12 protein-coding genes are annotated in these 16,701 nt (G+C 75.6%); 7 read left to right on the forward strand and 5 right to left on the reverse strand.

The window, feature by feature from the left end; translation table 11 throughout:
* Positions 1-19 precede the first annotated feature (19 nt).
* The 3 genes from ANAEK_RS16165 to ANAEK_RS16175 all read right to left on the reverse strand — a co-directional run bounded on the left by ANAEK_RS16165 (position 20) and on the right by ANAEK_RS16175 (position 2,252).
* Positions 20-940: an XdhC family protein gene (locus ANAEK_RS16165; protein WP_012527209.1), complete on the reverse strand. Its 921-nt coding sequence runs from the start codon at positions 938-940 to the stop codon at positions 20-22.
* A complete protein-coding gene (locus ANAEK_RS16170) occupies positions 937-1,542 on the reverse strand; it encodes an NTP transferase domain-containing protein (protein ID WP_012527210.1) in 606 nt (201 codons plus the stop codon). The genes ANAEK_RS16165 and ANAEK_RS16170 overlap by 4 nt, the downstream gene beginning before the upstream one ends.
* Positions 1,543-1,676: 134 nt before the next feature.
* Positions 1,677-2,252, reverse strand: a complete 576-nt coding sequence (locus ANAEK_RS16175; RefSeq protein WP_012527211.1) for an outer membrane beta-barrel protein — start codon at positions 2,250-2,252, stop codon at positions 1,677-1,679.
* Positions 2,253-2,479: 227 nt separating this feature from the next.
* On the opposite strand from ANAEK_RS16175, the gene ANAEK_RS16180 reads away from it, so the two are divergent.
* The gene (locus ANAEK_RS16180; protein WP_012527212.1) at positions 2,480-4,633 is read left to right on the forward strand and encodes a M3 family metallopeptidase; all 2,154 of its coding nucleotides are present in this window, start codon (positions 2,480-2,482) and stop codon (positions 4,631-4,633) included.
* An 88-nt stretch (positions 4,634-4,721) separates the two neighbouring features.
* Here ANAEK_RS16180 and ANAEK_RS16185 read toward each other — a convergent pair whose 3' ends face one another.
* Positions 4,722-6,071, reverse strand: coding sequence for a HAMP domain-containing sensor histidine kinase (locus ANAEK_RS16185; RefSeq protein WP_012527213.1), 1,350 nt, complete (start codon positions 6,069-6,071; stop codon positions 4,722-4,724).
* A gap of 11 nt (positions 6,072-6,082) precedes the next feature.
* Positions 6,083-7,405 carry a TolC family protein gene (locus ANAEK_RS16190; protein ID WP_012527214.1) on the reverse strand — a complete coding sequence of 441 codons (1,323 nt, stop codon included), beginning with the start codon at positions 7,403-7,405 and terminating at the stop codon, positions 6,083-6,085.
* A gap of 283 nt (positions 7,406-7,688) precedes the next feature.
* Between ANAEK_RS16190 and ANAEK_RS16195 the strand changes: the two genes are divergently transcribed.
* From ANAEK_RS16195 to ANAEK_RS16220, 6 genes are all read left to right on the forward strand, one after another.
* Positions 7,689-8,729, forward strand: coding sequence for an HlyD family secretion protein (locus ANAEK_RS16195; RefSeq protein WP_012527215.1), 1,041 nt, complete (start codon positions 7,689-7,691; stop codon positions 8,727-8,729).
* Between the two features lie 8 nt (positions 8,730-8,737).
* A complete protein-coding gene (locus ANAEK_RS16200) occupies positions 8,738-9,670 on the forward strand; it encodes an ABC transporter ATP-binding protein (RefSeq protein ID WP_012527216.1) in 933 nt (310 codons plus the stop codon).
* Positions 9,667-10,635 (forward strand): ABC transporter ATP-binding protein, encoded by a 969-nt coding sequence (locus tag ANAEK_RS16205; RefSeq protein WP_012527217.1) that lies wholly within the window; start codon positions 9,667-9,669, stop codon positions 10,633-10,635. Before ANAEK_RS16200 ends, ANAEK_RS16205 begins: the two co-directional genes overlap by 4 nt.
* A complete protein-coding gene (locus tag ANAEK_RS16210; protein ID WP_012527218.1) occupies positions 10,632-11,774 on the forward strand; it encodes an ABC transporter permease in 1,143 nt (380 codons plus the stop codon). The genes ANAEK_RS16205 and ANAEK_RS16210 overlap by 4 nt, the downstream gene beginning before the upstream one ends.
* Positions 11,771-12,922, forward strand: a complete 1,152-nt coding sequence (locus ANAEK_RS16215; RefSeq protein WP_012527219.1) for an ABC transporter permease — start codon at positions 11,771-11,773, stop codon at positions 12,920-12,922. Before ANAEK_RS16210 ends, ANAEK_RS16215 begins: the two co-directional genes overlap by 4 nt.
* A 74-nt stretch (positions 12,923-12,996) precedes the next feature.
* Positions 12,997-16,689: a phosphoketolase gene (locus ANAEK_RS16220; RefSeq protein ID WP_012527220.1), complete on the forward strand. Its 3,693-nt coding sequence runs from the start codon at positions 12,997-12,999 to the stop codon at positions 16,687-16,689.
* Positions 16,690-16,701: the final 12 nt, after the last annotated feature.

A 16,701-nucleotide genomic window follows, 5' to 3' on the forward strand; every position in this document is an offset into this window, starting at 1 on the left:
CCGTGTCCTTCGGCCGGGATCAGGTGGCGGGCGCGGCGGCGGCGGGCGCCGGGACGGGCGCGGCCGCGCGGCGCAGCGTCGCCACCAGGTCTGCGAGGATCTCCACCGCGATCTCGCCGGGCGCCTCGCCGCCCAGGTCGAGCCCCACCGGCCCGTGCAGGCGCGCGAGGTCGGCGTCGGCGAGCCCCTCCTCGCGGAGCCGGCTGCGGATCCCCGCCTGCGTGCGGCGGCTCCCCAGCGCCCCGACGTAGAACGCCGGCGACCGGAGCGCCGCGGCGAGCGCCGGGTCGTCGAGCTTGCGGTCGTGGCTGAGCGTCACCACGGCGGTGCGCGCGTCGAGGCCGATCCGGGCGAGCGCCTCGTCCGGCCAGCCGCGCTCGAGGGCCACGCCCGGGAAGCGCGCCTCGGTGGCGTAGACCGGGCGCGGGTCCACGAGCCGGACCTCGTAGCCCGCCACCTCGGCCATGCGCGCGAGCGGCTGCGCGAGGTGCACCGCCCCGACGATCACCAGCCGCACCGGCGGCTCCAGCACCAGCCGGAACGTCTCGCCCCCGCCGAGCTCGAGCACCCGCTCGACCCGCTCGCGCGCGCGGAGCCCGCGGACGTCGCGTGCCAGCGCGTCGGCGCCGGCCGCCTCCACGTGGACGCGCACCCGCCCGCCGCACGGGAGCCCCACCTCCCAGGCGCGCTCGGCCGTCACCCCGTACTCGAGCGTTCGCGGCGCCCCGGTGCGCAGCACCTCCAGCGCCGCCTCGGCCACGGCCGACTCCACGCAGCCGCCCGACACCGAGCCCGCCAGCTCGCCGCGCTCGCTCACCGCGAGCTGGCTGCCGGGCGGGCGAGGCGACGAGCCCCAGGTCGCGACGACGGTCGCGAGCGCCACCCGCTGCCCCGCGGCGCTCCAGGCGGCCGCACGCTCCAGGATCTCGCGATCGGTCACCCCGTGCCTCCTTCGCCGAGCCGCGCGCGCAGGCGCTCCAGGTCGGCCGGACCGTCCACGTCGGCGAGCGCGCCGGCGGGCGCGTCCACCACCTGCAGCCGCTCCGCGTGACGCCGGAGCAGCGCGCGCCCGATCCCGTCACCCTCGCCGCCCGCGGCCAGCTCGGCGAACAGCGCGCGATGGTAGAGCACCGGCGGCGCGAGGGCGTCGCCATCGCGGGTCGCCACCAGCGGCGCACCGGTGGCGCGGTGGCGCTCCACCAGGGCGCGGATCGCCGCGGCGTCCACCAGCGGCATGTCGGCGAGGAGCACCACCGCGCCCGCCGCGAGGGCGGGCACCGCGGCCAGGCCGGCCGCGAGCGAGGCGTTCATGCCGCGCGACGTGAGGGCGGGATCCGCGACGATCGTGCAGGGAAGGCCCGCCAGTTCCGGCCGGGCGCGCTCGGCGGCGTCGCCGAGCACCACCACCACGGGCCCCACCGCCGCGTCCGCCGCGGCGCGGGCGACGCGCCGGAGCAGCGAGACGCCCCCGAGCTCGAGCAGCAGCTTGCTGCGGCCCATCCGCGACGAGCCGCCGGCCGCGAGCACGATGGGCGCGAACATGGCCGGAACCTTAACCCGGCCCGCCCGCGCCCGCCGTGGCGGCGACGCGCGAGCGCGCCCGCGGCGCGCCCCTTCCGGGAACGCACCGCGGGCGCGAGACCTCCGTCCCGCGGCGCCGCGGGACCGGCTCGGCGCTACCGGCCGCCGAAGTAGACGCTGAGGCCGACGCCGACGTTCAGGCCCGAGATGTCCCAGTCGCGGTTCACGTCGTCCTCGAGGTACAGCGCCTGGTAGCCGAGGCCGGCGTCGATCGACAGGTACGACACCGGGAAGAAGCTCAGCCCCGCGCCGACGCCCCAGCCGAACCCGTCCATGTCGAGGTCGTCCTGCGACCCCCGCGCGAACACGAGGTTGCCGTTCAGCTTCAGCGAGAGCTGCGGGGCCAGGCTCACGTTGAAGCCGATCGCCGGGCCGAAGGTGGTGGTGCTGGACTCGGTCTTGTCGAGGCCGTAGGTGGTCTCGACGTTCTGGTGCCCGAGGACGAGGCCGATGCCGAGGTTCGGGGCGACGTAGACGAGGCCCGAGCCGTGGACGGTCCAGATGTCCTGGTCGAAGTCGTTGGGGTCGCCGTCCACCTCGGTCGAGGTGGTCGAGAACCCGAGCTGGGTCGAGCCGGAGAGCTCCAGCGTGCCCGGCGACAGGTTGCGGGCCTGCGCGGCGAACGGGGCCAGCGCGAGGACGGCGAGGACGGAGATGAGCATCCGCTTCATGTGTGTTCGCTCCGTGGGTGGTGAGGGGCGGCGCGCGGCGGCCCGGCTGCCGCGGCGCCCGTGGCTCGCCGGCGAGCGCCGGCGCACGCACGTTCAACCTGCGTTCGCGCCGCGTGTCAACCGCGGATCGCACCGCGACGCGCACGCGATCCGGCGCGACGAGGGACTTGACCCGCTCGCGGCCCCGCGCGAGAGAACCGGGAGCCCATTCGGCGCGGAGGTCGTACATGTCGGCACTCGTCGCGAGCGCGCTCGCACAGCTCGTCCTGCTCTCCAGCCCGCCCGCGGCCCCCGCGCGCGCGGAGGTCCCAGTGAACAACCCGCTGCTCGCCCCGTGGGCGGGCCCGCACGGCGGCGTCCCGCCGTTCGACGTGGCGCGCGTCGATCAGCTCGCCCCGGCCATCGAGGCCGGCATGGCCGCGAAGCTCGCCGCCGTCGAGGCGATCGCCGCAGACCCGGCCGCGCCCACCTTCGACAACACGCTGGCCGCGATGGAGCGCTCCGGCCGGGCGCTCGACCGCGCCATGACGGTCTTCGGGGTGTTCTCCACCTCGATGAGCACGCCGGAGTTCCAGGCCGTCGAGCGCGAGCTGGCGCCGAAGCTGGCCGCGTTCGACGACCGCATCACGCAGAACGAGAAGCTGTTCGCGCGCATCGCCGCCGTCTACGAGGCGCGCGAGACCTCCTGCAGGACGCCCGAGCAGAAGCGGCTCGCCTGGCTCTACCACACGACGTTCGTCCGCGCCGGCGCGAAGCTCGACCCGGCCGCGAAGCAGCGCGTCGCCGCGATCAACGAGCGGCTCGCCACGCTGTACACGAAGTTCGCGCAGGACGTGCTCGCCGACGAGTCCGGCTACACCCTGGTCCTCGAGGACGAGGCGGCGCTGGCGGGCCTCCCGGCGAGCGTGCGCGCGGGCATGGCCGCCGCGGCCGCGACCCGCGGGAAGGCCGGCAAGTGGGCGGTGCTGAACACGCGCTCCAGCGTCGAGCCGTTCCTCGCGTACTCGGAGCGGCGCGACCTGCGCGAGCGGGTCTGGCGCGACTTCACCCGCCGCGGCGACCACGGCGACGGCCACGACACCAAGGCGGCCATCACCGAGATCCTGAAGCTCCGCGCCGAGCGCGCGAAGCTGCTCGGGTACCCGACGCACGCGCACTGGCGGCTCGAGGACTCGATGGCGAAGACGCCCGAGCGCGCCATGGCGCTCATGGAGGCGGTGTGGCCGGCGGCGGTGGCGCGGGTCCGCGAGGAGGTCGCCGACATGCAGGCGGTGGCCGACCGCGAGGGCGCGGGCATCACCATCGAGCCGTGGGACTACCGCTTCTACGCGGAGAAGGTCCGCAAGGCGAAGTACGACCTCGACGAGAACGAGGTGAAGCCCTACCTGCAGCTCGAGAAGCTGCGCGAGGCGATGTTCTGGGTGGCCGGCCGCCTGTTCGACCTGCACTTCACGCCGGCGAAGGGCGTGCCGGTGTACCACCCCGACGTGCGCGTCTGGGAGGTGAAGGACGGCAAGGGCCGGCACGTGGGCCGCTGGTACTTCGACCCGTACGCGCGCGACGGGAAGCGCTCGGGCGCGTGGATGAACGCGTACCGCGCGCAGGAGCGGTTCGACGGCGAGATCCCGACCATCGTCTCGAACAACGCGAACTTCGTGAAGGGGAAGCCGGGCGAGCCGGTGCTGGTGAGCTGGACCGACGCCGAGACCCTGTTCCACGAGTTCGGGCACGCGCTGCACGGCCTCGCCTCCAGCGTCGGGTACCCGTCGCTCTCCGGCACCGCGGTGGCGCGCGACTACGTGGAGTTCCCGTCGCAGCTCCTGGAGCGCTGGCTCGAGACGCCGGAGGTGCTGGACCGCTTCGCGCGCCACGTGAAGACCGGCAAGCCGCTGCCGCGGGCGCTGGTGGCGAAGATCCAGAAGGCGTCCACCTTCAACCAGGGCTTCGGGACGGTGGAGTACCTCTCGGCCGCGCTGGTGGATCTGAAGATGCACCTCGCCGGCTCGACCGAGATCGACCCCGCCGCGTTCGAGAAGGACACGCTCGCCGCGCTGGGCATGCCGCGCGAGGTGGTGATGCGCCACCGGCCGCCGCACTTCCTCCACGTGTTCTCCGGCGACGGCTACTCCGCCGGCTACTACAGCTACCTCTGGGCCGACACCCTCAGCACCGACGCGTACGAGGCGTTCACCGAGGCGAAGGGCCCGTACGACCGGGCGGTCGCCGCCCGCCTGCGCGAGCACGTGTTCTCCGCCGGGAACACCGTCGATCCCGCCGACGCGTACCGCGCGTTCCGCGGGCGCGACCCCGGCATCGGCGCGCTCATGCGCAAGCGCGGCTTCCCGGTGCCGGCGGCGGAGCCGGGCGCGGCGCCGCGGTAGGCGCGCGCGGGGCGCGATCCGCGATCCGCTCCCGGGATCGCGGATCGCGGATCGCGCCGGCCAGGTCCTGCGCCCGGCCGCGTCCCCGCTACGGCCCGGGCGCGGCGGGGCGCGCCGGCAGGACCAGCTCCGCGGCGGTGCCGCCGTCCGGCCGGGGCGCGAGCGCGAGGTCACCGCCGTGCTGGCGGGCGATGGCCCGCGCCACGGTGAGGCCCAGGCCGGAGCCCTTCGCCTTGCTGGTCACGCCGGGGTGGAACACGGCGTCGCCGAGGGCGGGGTCCACCCCGGCGCCGCGATCGAGCACGCGCACGCGCGCGCCGCCGTCCGCGGCGGGCGCGACCTCGAGCACCACCTCGCCGCCCGGCGCGCTCGCCTCCACCGCGTTCTGGACCAGGTTGATGAGCACCTGCTTCAGCTTGCGGCGGTCGCCGCGGACGGACACGCCGTCGCCTTCCACCGACAGCTCCAGCCCGCGCTCCGAGGCGACGCCCTCGTGCAGCGCCGCGACCTCCTGGCAGAGCGCGGCGAGGTCGCACGCGTCCACCGAGAGCGGCACGAGCGGGCGCGAGAAGTTGAGGAAGTCCTCCAGCACCGACTGCATCCGGTCCACCTCGTGGCGGAGGACCTCGAGCCGCTCGGCGCCCTTGCCGTCCGGGAGCTGCTGGCGCAGCAGCCCCGCGAGCGCCTTCACGCTGGCGAGCGGGTTCTTCAGCTCGTGCGCGATCTCGCCGGACAGCTCGACCAGCTCGGCGGCGCGCTCCTGGTGCGCGCGCAGCGCGTCCTCCTGCGCGGCGAGCTGGCGCCGGAGGACGGCCTGGTAGGCGTGGCGCAGCCCGTTCCCGAGCGCGTGCACGCCGGCCAGCATGAGGCAGAGCAGCGCCGCGTCGGCCCAGAGGTACGCGGTCCCGGTGCCGACGCGCGTGCCGCCGCCGAACGCCGCCAGGTTGAGATCCGGGATGGCGCCGCTCGCCCCCAGCGCCGCCAGGGTCAGCACCCCCGAGATCTGCATGGCCGGGATGAGCCAGCGCACCGGCCCTTCCACCAGCATCGCCGGGATCACCGCCAGCACCAGCGCGGCGGGCAGGAACGGGCTGTCGATGCCGCCCGTCGCGAACGAGATCACCAGCTGCCCGAACGTCGCGAGCAGCACGTTGCGGTTCACCGACCGCTGCCCCGCCCCGCCGGCCCGGAACGCGAACAGCTCCCGGACGAAGAACGTCGACACCGCCACGAACGCGACGAGCAGCACCGCCCGCCGCCAGGGCGAGGGATCGATCCACACCACCCAGCCGACCAGCAGCAGGGCCGGCAGCAGCACCCACAGCCGGAACGTGAGCAGCCGTCCGAACAGCCTGGAGAACTCCTCCCGCTGGATGCGCTCGGGCAGCGGCGGGCCGGAGCCCACCCGCCGCCGCGCCAGGGTCGCCGCCGCGCGCATGGCCGCCCCCGCTACAGGTCCCGCCCCAGCGCGCGCCCGAGCGCGAGCCGCGCCTGCGCGAGCCGCGCGCGCGCGTCGGCGAGGCCGATCTCGGCCAGGTACTGGCGGTCGTTCGCGTCGATCACGTCGAGGCTCGACGCGATGCCCGCCTCGAAGGACCGGCGCGCCGACGCGGCCGTCTCGCCGGCCAGCCGCGACTGCGTGTCGGCGAGGCGGAGGCGCTCGCGCGCGACGCGCAGGTCGCGCCGGCCGTCCTCCACCTCCTGGCGCACCGCCAGCCGCTGCGCCTCCGCGCCGGCGCGCGCGCCGGCGGCCTGGGCCTCCGCCTGGCGGCGCTTCCCGTAGCGGAAGCCGCCGTCGTAGAGCTGCCAGGTGAGGTCGAGCGTCACCCGCCAGCCGTCCTTCTCGCCCGAGACGTAGGGGGTGTCCGCGGCGAACGCGGACCCGGAGGCGGAGAGCTGCGGGGCGAGGCGCGCCCAGGCGGAGCGGACGCCGGACTCGGCCGCGGCCACCCGCGCGTCCTGCGCGGCGATCTCCGGCCGGTGCTCGAGCGCCTCGCCCGCCAGCGCCTCGGCCGGGACGTCGAGCTCCGGCGCGGGCGCCGCGGTGCCGTCCGGCACCACCACCCGGACCGGATCCCTCCGCCCGAGCAGGATCCCGAGCGCCAGCCGCGCCCGCTCCAGGCCGGCGCGGGCGGACACCAGGTCGCTCTCGCGCCGGACCTGCTCCGTGCGCGACTTCAGCACGTCGAGCGGCGCCGCGGTCCCGGCGGCCACGCGGCGCTCCGCGCTCCGCACCAGCTCCGCCGCGCTCTCGACGGCGCGCTCGGAGGCGGCCACCACCTCCTCCGCCGAGGCGGCGCCGTGCGCCGACTGCGCCAGGCCGGTGCGGAGCGTGCGCCGGGTGGCCTCGGCGCCGAGGTCCTCGGCGCGGGCCGCGTCGCGCGTGGCGGCGAGGTCGAACCACGCGGTGGGGACGAGCAGCGGGACGCGCGCGGTGGCGGTCACGCTCAGCGACTCGTCCGGCTGGATGACGCGCTCGGGGCCGCCCGGGAGTGCGAGCGTGACGCCCTCGCTGTTCTTCAGATAGGTGCCCTGGGCGGTGAGCGTGGGGAGGAGCGCGGCGGCGGACTGCCGCACGAGCGCGCCCGCCTCGTCGGCGCGGCTGCGCGCCTGCGCCAGGGTCAGGCTCTGCGCGTCGAGCTCGCGGAGCGCGGCCTCGAGCGTCAGCTCGGGGACGGCGGCGTCGGGCGGCGCGGCCGGCGAGGCGGCGGGCGCCGCCGGGGTGCCGCCCGGCGTGGCGAGGAGGAGCGCGAGGAGGATCGGCGTGTTCACGGTGCGTTCTCCGGTGCGGCGCGGGGGGACGGCGCCGCCGGGCGCGGAGGAGAGCAAGGACGGTGCCGGCGCGCGGGATCGCGCCGCGGCGGAGATTTCGGCGCGCGGCCCGGGCGCGCGCGTTCGGATTCCCGTACGCCGCGTCGGTTCTCCTACGCCGGAGGGTCGACGGGCGGGGCGCAACGCCGCGTCCCCGCGGCGCGCCGGGCACATGCGCACGGCGGCACGCGTCTTGCGATGGACCCGGACGCAGCCCGCGGGACACGCCGCGGAGGGAGCAGACATGAGACGAGTCGTCGCGGTCCTGGTGGTGCTCACGCTCGTGCTGGCCAGCCTCATCGGCTACCGCCTGTGGAGCCAGGCGCGCGCCCTCTCGGCGCCCGCGGGTGGCTCGGGCGAGGTCGAGGGGACCGTGGTCGAGCTCTCCTCGCGCGTGGGCGCGCGCATCCTGGAGCTGAAGGTGCGCGAGGGCCAGCGGGTCAAGGCGGGCGACCTGCTGGTGCGGCTCGACTGCGCCGACCCGCAGGCGGCGCTCGCCGAGGGCGAGGCGCGCCTGGCGGCGGCGCGGGCGCAGGCGACCGCGGCCATGGCCCAGGTGAAGGCGTCGGAGCGGTCGCGGGTGGCGGCGCGCGCCGGGGAGGAGGCGGCGCGGGCGCAGGCCGCGGCCGTGGCGGCGCAGGCCGAGGCGGCGGAGCGGCAGGCGCGGCGCCTCGCGAACCTCCCGGAGGACGTGGCCGCCTCGAACATCGATCTCACCCAGGCCAGCGCGGCGCAGCTCACGCAGCAGACGCTCGCCGCACGCGCGCAGGCGGCCGCGAGCGCCGAGCAGGCGCGGGCCGCCGCGGTGAGCACCGACGCGACCGCCTCGCAGGCGCAGGCGGCGCTGGCGCAGGTGCGCGCGGCGGAGGCCGCGGTGGAGCGCGCGCGCATCCTCGCGGGCGAGTGCGAGCTCCGCGCCCCCCGCGACGCCGAGGTGCAGACGCTGCCGCACGAGGCCGGCGAGCTGGTGGCGCCCGGCGCGGTGCTGGCGCGCCTGGTGGACCTGTCCGAGGTGACCGCTACCTTCTACCTGCCCAACGCCGAGATCGGCGCGGTGAAGCCGGGGCAGAAGGCCGAGGTGGTGGCCGACGCCTGGCCGGGCGAGCGGTTCCAGGCGACGGTGCGCACCGTCTCGCTGGAGGCCGAGTTCACACCCAGGAACATCCAGACGCGCACCGACCGCGACCGGCTCGTCTACCCGGTGGAGGTGGTGGTGGTGAACCGGGACGCGAAGCTCCGCGCGGGCATGCCGGTGCAGGTGACGCTGCCCGGCACCGGCCGCTGAGGCGCGCCATGACGCACGCGCCCTCCCCATCGTCCGGCCTCGGGCCCGCCGTGGTCGCGCGCGCGATGGTCCGCCGGTTCGGCGCCACCACCGCGCTCGACGGCCTCTCGTTCGAGCTGGCGCGCGGCGAGCTGCTCGGCCTGGTCGGGCCGGACGGGGCCGGCAAGACCACCGCCATCCGCGCGCTGGCGGGCCTGCTGGCCCTGGACGGCGGGGAGGCGCAGGTGCTGGGCGCGGACCCGCTCTCCGGCGCGAACCGCGAGCGGCTCGGGCTCATGCCGCAGCAGTACTCGCTCTACCGGGACCTCACCGTGGAGGAGAACCTGCACTTCTTCGCCCGGCTCTACGTGCTGCCGCGGGCGGTCTACCGCGAGCGCAAGGAGCGGCTCCTCGGCATCACCCGGCTCGACCGGTTCACGGACCGGCGCGCCGACGCGCTCTCGGGCGGCATGTACAAGAAGCTGGCGCTCGCGTGCGCGCTGCTCCACGAGCCCGAGGTGCTGCTCCTCGACGAGCCGACCAACGGGGTGGACCCGGTCTCGCGGCGCGAGCTGTGGGCGCTGCTCCACGAGTTCGTGCACGGCGGCATGACCGTGCTGGTGTCCACGCCCTACATGGACGAGGCGGAGCGCTGCAGCCGGGTGGCGCTGGTGCACCGCGGCCGGGCCCTGCTCGACGGGGAGCCGGGCGCGCTCATCGCCCGCTTCGAGGACGAGGCGTACGAGGTGCACGGCGGCGATCGCGAGCGGCTCGACGCCGCGCTCGCGGCGCACCCGGCCGTGCTGGCGGCCTCGCCCGCCGGGGCGCGGCTCAAGGTGGTGGTCGCCCGCGGCGCGCGGGACGAGGTGGCGCGGGCCATCGCGCCGCTCGGCGCCGAGCTGGAGCCCACCCACCCCGACTTCGAGGACCTGTTCCTGGCCCGCATCCGGGAGGCGGCGTGACCCCGGCCGCGAGCGCGACCGCGCCGGCGATCGAGGCGCGCGAGCTGACGCGCCGCTTCGGCGCGTTCCTGGCGGTGGACCGCGTCAGCTTCGAGGTCGAGCGCGGCGAGATCTTCGGCTACCTGGGCGCGAACGGCGCGGGGAAGTCCACCACCATCCGCATGCTCACCGGGCTGCTCGCGCCCACCTCCGGCACCGGCCGCGTGGCCGGCCACGACCTCGCCACCGACCCCGAGGCGGTGAAGGCCTCCATCGGCTACATGTCGCAGAAGTTCTCGCTCTACCTCGACCTCCCCGTCCGCGAGAACCTGATCTTCTTCGGCGGCGCCTACGGGCTCTGGGGCAAGGCGCTGGAGCGGCGCGCCGACGAGGTGCTGGCGCTCGCCGACCTGCGCGACGCGGGCGACGTCATCACCGGCGACCTGCCCGGCGGCGTCCGCCAGCGGCTCGCGCTCGCCAGCGCCATCCTGCAGCGGCCGCAGGTGGTGTTCCTCGACGAGCCCACCGCCGGCGTGGACCCGGTGGCCCGCCGCACGTTCTGGCGCGTCATCCGCGACCTGGCTCGCGAGGGGACCACCGTGTTCGTCACCACGCACTACCTCGACGAGGCCGAGTACTGCCGGCGCATCGGCCTCATGGTGGACGGCAAGCTGGTGGCGCTCGACACGCCGGCCGGCCTGAAGGCGCGCTGGGTGCCGGAGCGGCTGCTCGTGGCGCGCGGCCGGGACCTGGCGCGCGCGGTCGAGCGGGCGCGCGGCCTGCCCGGGGTGCGGAACGTGATGCGCTTCGGCGCGGCGCTGCACCTGCGCGTCGAGCCGGGCGCGCTGTCCGAGCAGGACGCGGCGGCGGCGCTGCGGGCCGGGGGCGCCTCGGACGTGGTGGTCGAGGCCGCCGAGCCGAGCCTCGAGGACGTGTTCCTGGCGGTGGTCGGCGCCGGCGGACGCGGCGAGGAGGGCTCGCCGTGACGGGGCCGCGGGAGCGGGCGCGCCGCTCGCTGGTGCGCATCGGCGCCATGGCGCAGAAGGAGACCATCCACGTCCTGCGCGACCCGCGCACGCTGTACCTGGCGCTGGTCATGCCGCTGGTGATGCTGTTCCTGTTCGGCTACGGCGTGACCACCGACCTGGAGCGGATCCCGCTGGCGGTGGCGGACGCGGACCGGAGCGAGGCGTCGCGCGAGCTGGTCCGGGCGCTCACCGAGAGCGGCGAGCTGGCGCTGGCGGGCGAGGTCGCGCCCCGGGACGCGGACCGGCTGTTCCGCCGGGGCGAGGCGGCGGCGGTGCTGGTGATCCCGGAGGACTACGAGGAGCGGCTGGCCCGCCGCGAGGTGGTGGAGCTGCAGCTCCTGGCCGACGCGTCCGACGTCAGCTCGGCGAACCAGCTCCTCTCCAAGGCCGACGCGCTGGTGCGCGCCGAGTCGCGCCGGCGCTCCGCCGCCCTCGCGGCGCCGGCCGCGCCGCCGCTCTCGGTGAAGGTCCGGACGCTCTACAACCCCGCCGCGCGATCGGCGCTGTTCCTGGTGCCGGGGCTCGCCGCGTACATCCTGGCGATCACCGCCATCCTGCTCACCACGCTCACGGTGGCCGGCGAGTGGGAGCGCGGCTCGATGGAGCAGCTCTTCGCCTCGCCGGTGGGCCGGCTGGAGATCGTGCTCGGCAAGCTCCTGCCCTACCTCGTGCTGGCGATGCTCGAGCTGCTGGTGGTGATCGCGTTCGGGGCGGCGGTGTTCGACGTGCCGGTGATGGGCAAGCCGCCGCTCCTCATCGCCATGGGGTTCTTCTTCGTGGTGGGGATGCTCGGCCAGGGGCTGCTCGTGTCGGTCCTCACCAAGAACCAGCTCCTCGCCACGCAGGTGGGGCTCATCTCCGCCCTGCTGCCGTCCCTGCTCCTCTCCGGCATGGTGTTCCCCATCGAGAACATGCCCGTGGCGCTGCAGCTCCTCTCCCGCCTGATCCCGGCCCGCTACATGGTGCACGCGCTCCGCGAGATCCTGCTCAAGGGGAACGGCCTCGACGTGCTCTGGCCCGACCTGCTCGCGGTGGTGGCGTTCGCGCTGCTCGTGATCGCGCTCTCCACTGCGCGCTTCAAGCGGAGGCTCGCGTGACCCCCCGTCGTCCCCGGCCCTCGGCCCGCGTGCAGTTCCTGGCGGTGTTCCGCAAGGAGGTCCGCCAGACGGCGCGCGACAAGCGCATGATGGCGGTGCTGGTGATCGCGCCGCTGCTGCAGACGGTGGTGTTCGGGTTCGCGGCGAACTTCGACGTGGACCGGGTGCGCACGGTGGTGCTCGACCGCGACCGCACCGACGTCTCGCGCGAGCACGCGCGGCGGCTGCTCGCCGACGGGACGCTGATCCGCGCCGGCGACACCGCCTCGGCGGTCGAGGCCGAGCTGCGGGTGCACCGGGGCGAGGCGGCCGCGGCGGTGATGTTCCCGGAGCGGCTCGCCGCCGACCTGGCCGCCGGCCGGCCGGCGGAGGTGCAGGTGCTCATCGACGGCGCCGACCCGAACCGCTCCACGGTGGCCGCCGACGCGGTGGCGCGCTACTTCGGCGGGGTGGGCGAGCGCCTGGCCCGGGAGGCGCTCGCGTCGCGCGGCGCCACGCCGCCCGGCCAGCTCTCGCTGGTGCCGCGGCTCTTCTACAACCCCGGGCTCGACTCCCCGCCCTACATGGTCCCGGGCATCGCGGCGCTGCTCCTGGTGGTGGTGACCACGATCGTGAGCGCGATGGGGCTCGCGCGCGAGCGCGAGATGGGCACGCTGGAGCAGGTGCTGGTCACGCCCATCCGGCCCGCCGTGCTGCTCGCCGGCAAGATCGCGCCCTACGTGATCATCGGGTTCGTGAACCTGGCGCTGCTGGTGGGGGTCGCCAGCCTGATCTTCGGGGTACCCATCCGCGGACCGCTCCCGGTCCTGGCGCTCGGCACGCTCCTCTACCTGCTCACCACCCTCGGCGTGGGGTTGTTCATCTCGACCATCTCGAAGAACCAGCAGCAGTCGTTCCTGGGCGGCTTCCTGTTCCTGGTCCCGGCGCTGCTGCTGTCCGGCGTCATGACGCCGGTGGCCGCGATGCCCGGCTGGCTCCGCGCCATCACGTTCGTGAACCCGGTGCGCCACTTCGCCACCGTGATGCGCGGCTCGCTGCTGCGCGGCGCCGGCCTCGCCGACCTGGCGGTCCCCCTCACGGCGCTCGCGGTCATCGGCTCGGCCATCTTCGTCCTCTCCGCGCTCCGCTTCCGCAAGACCCTGAGCTGACCGGGGCGGCGGCCCGGCCTACCGCGCGGGGTGCGACCCGACTTCCGCTGACCGGGGGCGAGGCGAGGCGCAGTATGACGATCCGGCGGCGCGCCATGTCCGAGCGGATCCTCGTCCTCAACGCCGGGTCGTCCTCGATCAAGTTCGCGCTGTTCGCCGGACAGGCGGACGGTGGGCTCGCCCCCGAGCTCCGCGGCAAGGTCGAGCGCCTCGGCGGCGACGGCGCGCCGCACCTCCTCGCGCGCGGGCCGGAGGGCGAGCCGGCCGGCGAGCGCACCTGGCCCGCGAACGCGTACGTGGATCACGCGGCCGCCCTGCGGGCGGTGCTCGAGCTGGTGCGCGCGGCGCCCGGGGGGCGGACGCTCGACGCGGTGGGCCACCGGGTGGTGCACGGCGGCACGGTGTTCGACGGGCCGGCGCTCCTCACCGACGAGGTGCTCGCGCGCCTCCAGACGTTCGTCCCGCTCGCGCCGCTGCACCAGCCGCACAACCTCGCGCCGATCCGCGCCGTGCGCGAGCTGCTTCCCGGCGTGCCGCAGGTGGCCTGCTTCGACACGGCGTTCCACCGCACCGCGCCGCCGCTGTTCGAGCGGTTCGCCATCCCGGAGGAGCTGCACCAGGCCGGCCTGCGCCGGTACGGCTTCCACGGGCTCTCGTACCAGCACGTGGCCGAGGCGCTCCCGGCGCTCGACCCCGGGGCCGCGGCCGGGCGCACCGTCGCGCTGCACCTCGGGAACGGCGCGAGCCTGTGCGCGCTGCAGGGCGGTCGCAGCCTGGGCGCCACCATGGGCTTCAGCGTGCTCGACGGCCTGGTGATGGGCACGCGCTGCGGCACCATCGACCCCGGCGCGCTGCTGTGGCTCTCGGCCGAGCGCGGGATGCGGGCGCGGGAGATCGAGGCGCTGCTGTACGACCGCTCCGGCCTGCTGGGCGTCTCCGGCGTCTCCGCCGACATGCGCACGCTGCTCGCCTCGGCGGACCCGCGCGCGGCCCTGGCGGTGGACCTGTTCGTGTACCGGATCCGGCGCGAGCTGGGCGCCGCCGCGGCCGCGCTGGGCGGCCTCGACGCGCTCGTGTTCACCGGGGGCATCGGCGAGAACGCGCCGGAGATCCGCGCGCGCGTCTGCCGCGACGCGGGCTGGCTGGGCGTGGAGCTCGACCCGGGCGCGAACGCGGCCGGGGGCCCGCGCGTCTCGGTCGCCGGCAGCCGCGCCTCGGCCTGGGTGGTCCCGGCCGACGAGGAGCTCACCATCGCGCGCCAGGCCCGGGCGCTGCTCGTGCGCGCGCGGCCGCGCGCCAGGGAGGGAAGCCACGTGACCTCGAACCCCGCCGTCCCGGCGGGCGCCGCCGCGCTGTCCGCGTACGGCCCCGCCCGCGCCACCGTCTCCGAGCGGCCGCTCGCGCCCGAGGAGGTCCACCGCCTCGACGCGTTCTGGCGCGCCTGCAACTACCTCGCGGCCGGGATGATCTACCTGCGCGACAACCCGCTGCTGCGCGAGCCGCTGCGCCCCGAGCACGTGAAGAACCGCCTGCTCGGGCACTGGGGCGCGAGCCCGGCGCTGTCGTTCGTGTACGCGCACCTGAACCGGCTCATCCGGCTGCGCGGCGCCGAGGTGCTGTTCATGGCGGGTCCGGGGCACGGCGCGCCCGGCGTGCTCGGCCCCGTCTACCTGGAGGGCACCTACTCCGAGGTCTACCCGGACCGCAGCCTGGACGAGGAGGGGCTGCGCCGGTTCTTCCGCCAGTTCTCCTTCCCCGGCGGCGTCGGGAGCCACTGCACGCCCGAGACGCCGGGCTCGATCCACGAGGGCGGGGAGCTGGGCTACGTGCTCTCGCACGCCTGCGGCGCGGCGTTCGACAACCCGGACCTGGTCGTCGCCGCGGTGGTGGGCGACGGCGAGGCCGAGACCGGGCCGCTCGCGACCTCCTGGCACGTGAGCAAGTTCCTGAACCCGATCCGCGACGGCGCCGTGCTGCCGATCCTGTCGCTCAACGGCTACAAGATCGACAACCCCACCCTGCTCGCCCGCATCGGCCACGACGAGCTGGAGGCGCTGCTGCGCGGCGCGGGCTGGACGCCGTTCTTCGTGGAAGGGTCCGAGCCGGAGTCGATGCACCAGGCCATGGCCGCCACGCTCGACCGGTGCGTCGAGTTGATCCGCGGCGCGCAGCTCGAGGCCCGGCGCACCGGGGTCCCCGCCCGCCCGCGCTGGCCCGCCATCGTGCTTCGCACGCCCAAGGGCTGGACCGCGCCGGCCGAGCTGGACGGGCACCGGCTGGAGGGCTCGTGGCGCGCGCACCAGGTCCCCATCCCGCGCGTGAAGGACGACCCGGCGCGCCTGGCGCTGCTGGAGCGCTGGCTGCGCAGCTACCGGCCCGAGGAGCTGTTCGACGCGTCCGGCGCGCCCGCGCCGCGGGTGCGGGAGGCCGCGCCGCGCGGCGAGCGCCGCATGGGCGCGAGCCCCCACGCGAACGGCGGGGTGCTGAAGAAGGCGCTCCTGCTCCCGGACTTCCGCGAGTACGCGGTGCCGGTGCCCGCGCCCGGCGAGTCGCGGGCGGAGAACACGCGCCCGCTGGGCGCGTTCCTGCGCGACGTGATGCGCGAGAACCCGACCCGCTTCCGGCTGTTCGGGCCGGACGAGACCAGCTCCAACCGGCTCGACGCCGTCTACGAGGCGTCGCGGAAGCTATGGCTCGCCGAGCGCTTCCCCGAGGACGAGGACGGCGGGCGGCTCGCGCCGGACGGGCGGGTGGTGGAGATGCTCTCCGAGCACACGCTGGAGGGGATGCTGGAGGGCTACCTGCTCACCGGCCGCCACGGCCTGCTCTCCACCTACGAGGCGTTCGTCCACATCATCGACTCGATGTTCAACCAGCACGCGAAGTGGCTGTCCATCTGCAACCAGCTCTCCTGGCGCGAGGAGATCGCCTCGCTCAACCTGCTCGTCACCTCCACCGTCTGGCGGCAGGACCACAACGGCTTCACCCACCAGGACCCGGGCTTCCTCGACGTGGTGGTGAACAAGAGCGCCGCGGTGACCCGCATCTACCTGCCCCCCGACGCGAACTGCCTGCTCTCGGTCGCGGACCACTGCCTGCGCAGCGAGAACTACGTGAACGTGATCGTGGCCGACAAGCAGGCGCACCTGCAGTACCTGCCCATGGACGCGGCCATCACCCACTGCGCCAAGGGGCTCGGGATCTGGGACTGGGCCAGCAGCGACGAGGGCGCCGAGCCGGACGTGGTGATGGCCTGCGCCGGCGACGTCGCCACGCTCGAGGCGCTGGCGGCCACGGCGCTGCTGCGCGAGGCGTTCCCGGACGTCAAGCTGCGCTTCGTCAACGTGGTGGACCTGTTCACGCTGCAGCCGGACACCGAGCACCCGCACGGTCTCTCCGACCGCGACTTCGACTCGCTGTTCACGACCGACCGGCCCATCATCTTCAACTTCCACGGCTACCCGTGGCTGATCCACCGGCTCGCCTACCGCCGCCGGAACCACCCGAACCTGCACGTGCGCGGCTACAAGGAGAAGGGCAGCATCGACACGCCGCTCGAGCTCGCCATCGACAACCAGATCGACCGGTTCAGCCTGGCCATGGACGTCATCGACCGCGTGCCGCGGCTCCGCGCCACCGGCGCGCACGCCAAGGAGCGGCTGCGCAACCGGCAGCTCACCGCGCGCATGTACGCGCACGAGCACGGGGTGGACGCGCCGGAGGACGCGGGCTGGACCTGGCCCGGCGGGCGGCTCGGGCCGCGCTGACGGCCCTTCCCG

The sequence above is a fragment of the Anaeromyxobacter sp. K genome, assembly GCF_000020805.1.
Classification (GTDB): Bacteria; Myxococcota; Myxococcia; order Myxococcales; family Anaeromyxobacteraceae; genus Anaeromyxobacter; species Anaeromyxobacter dehalogenans.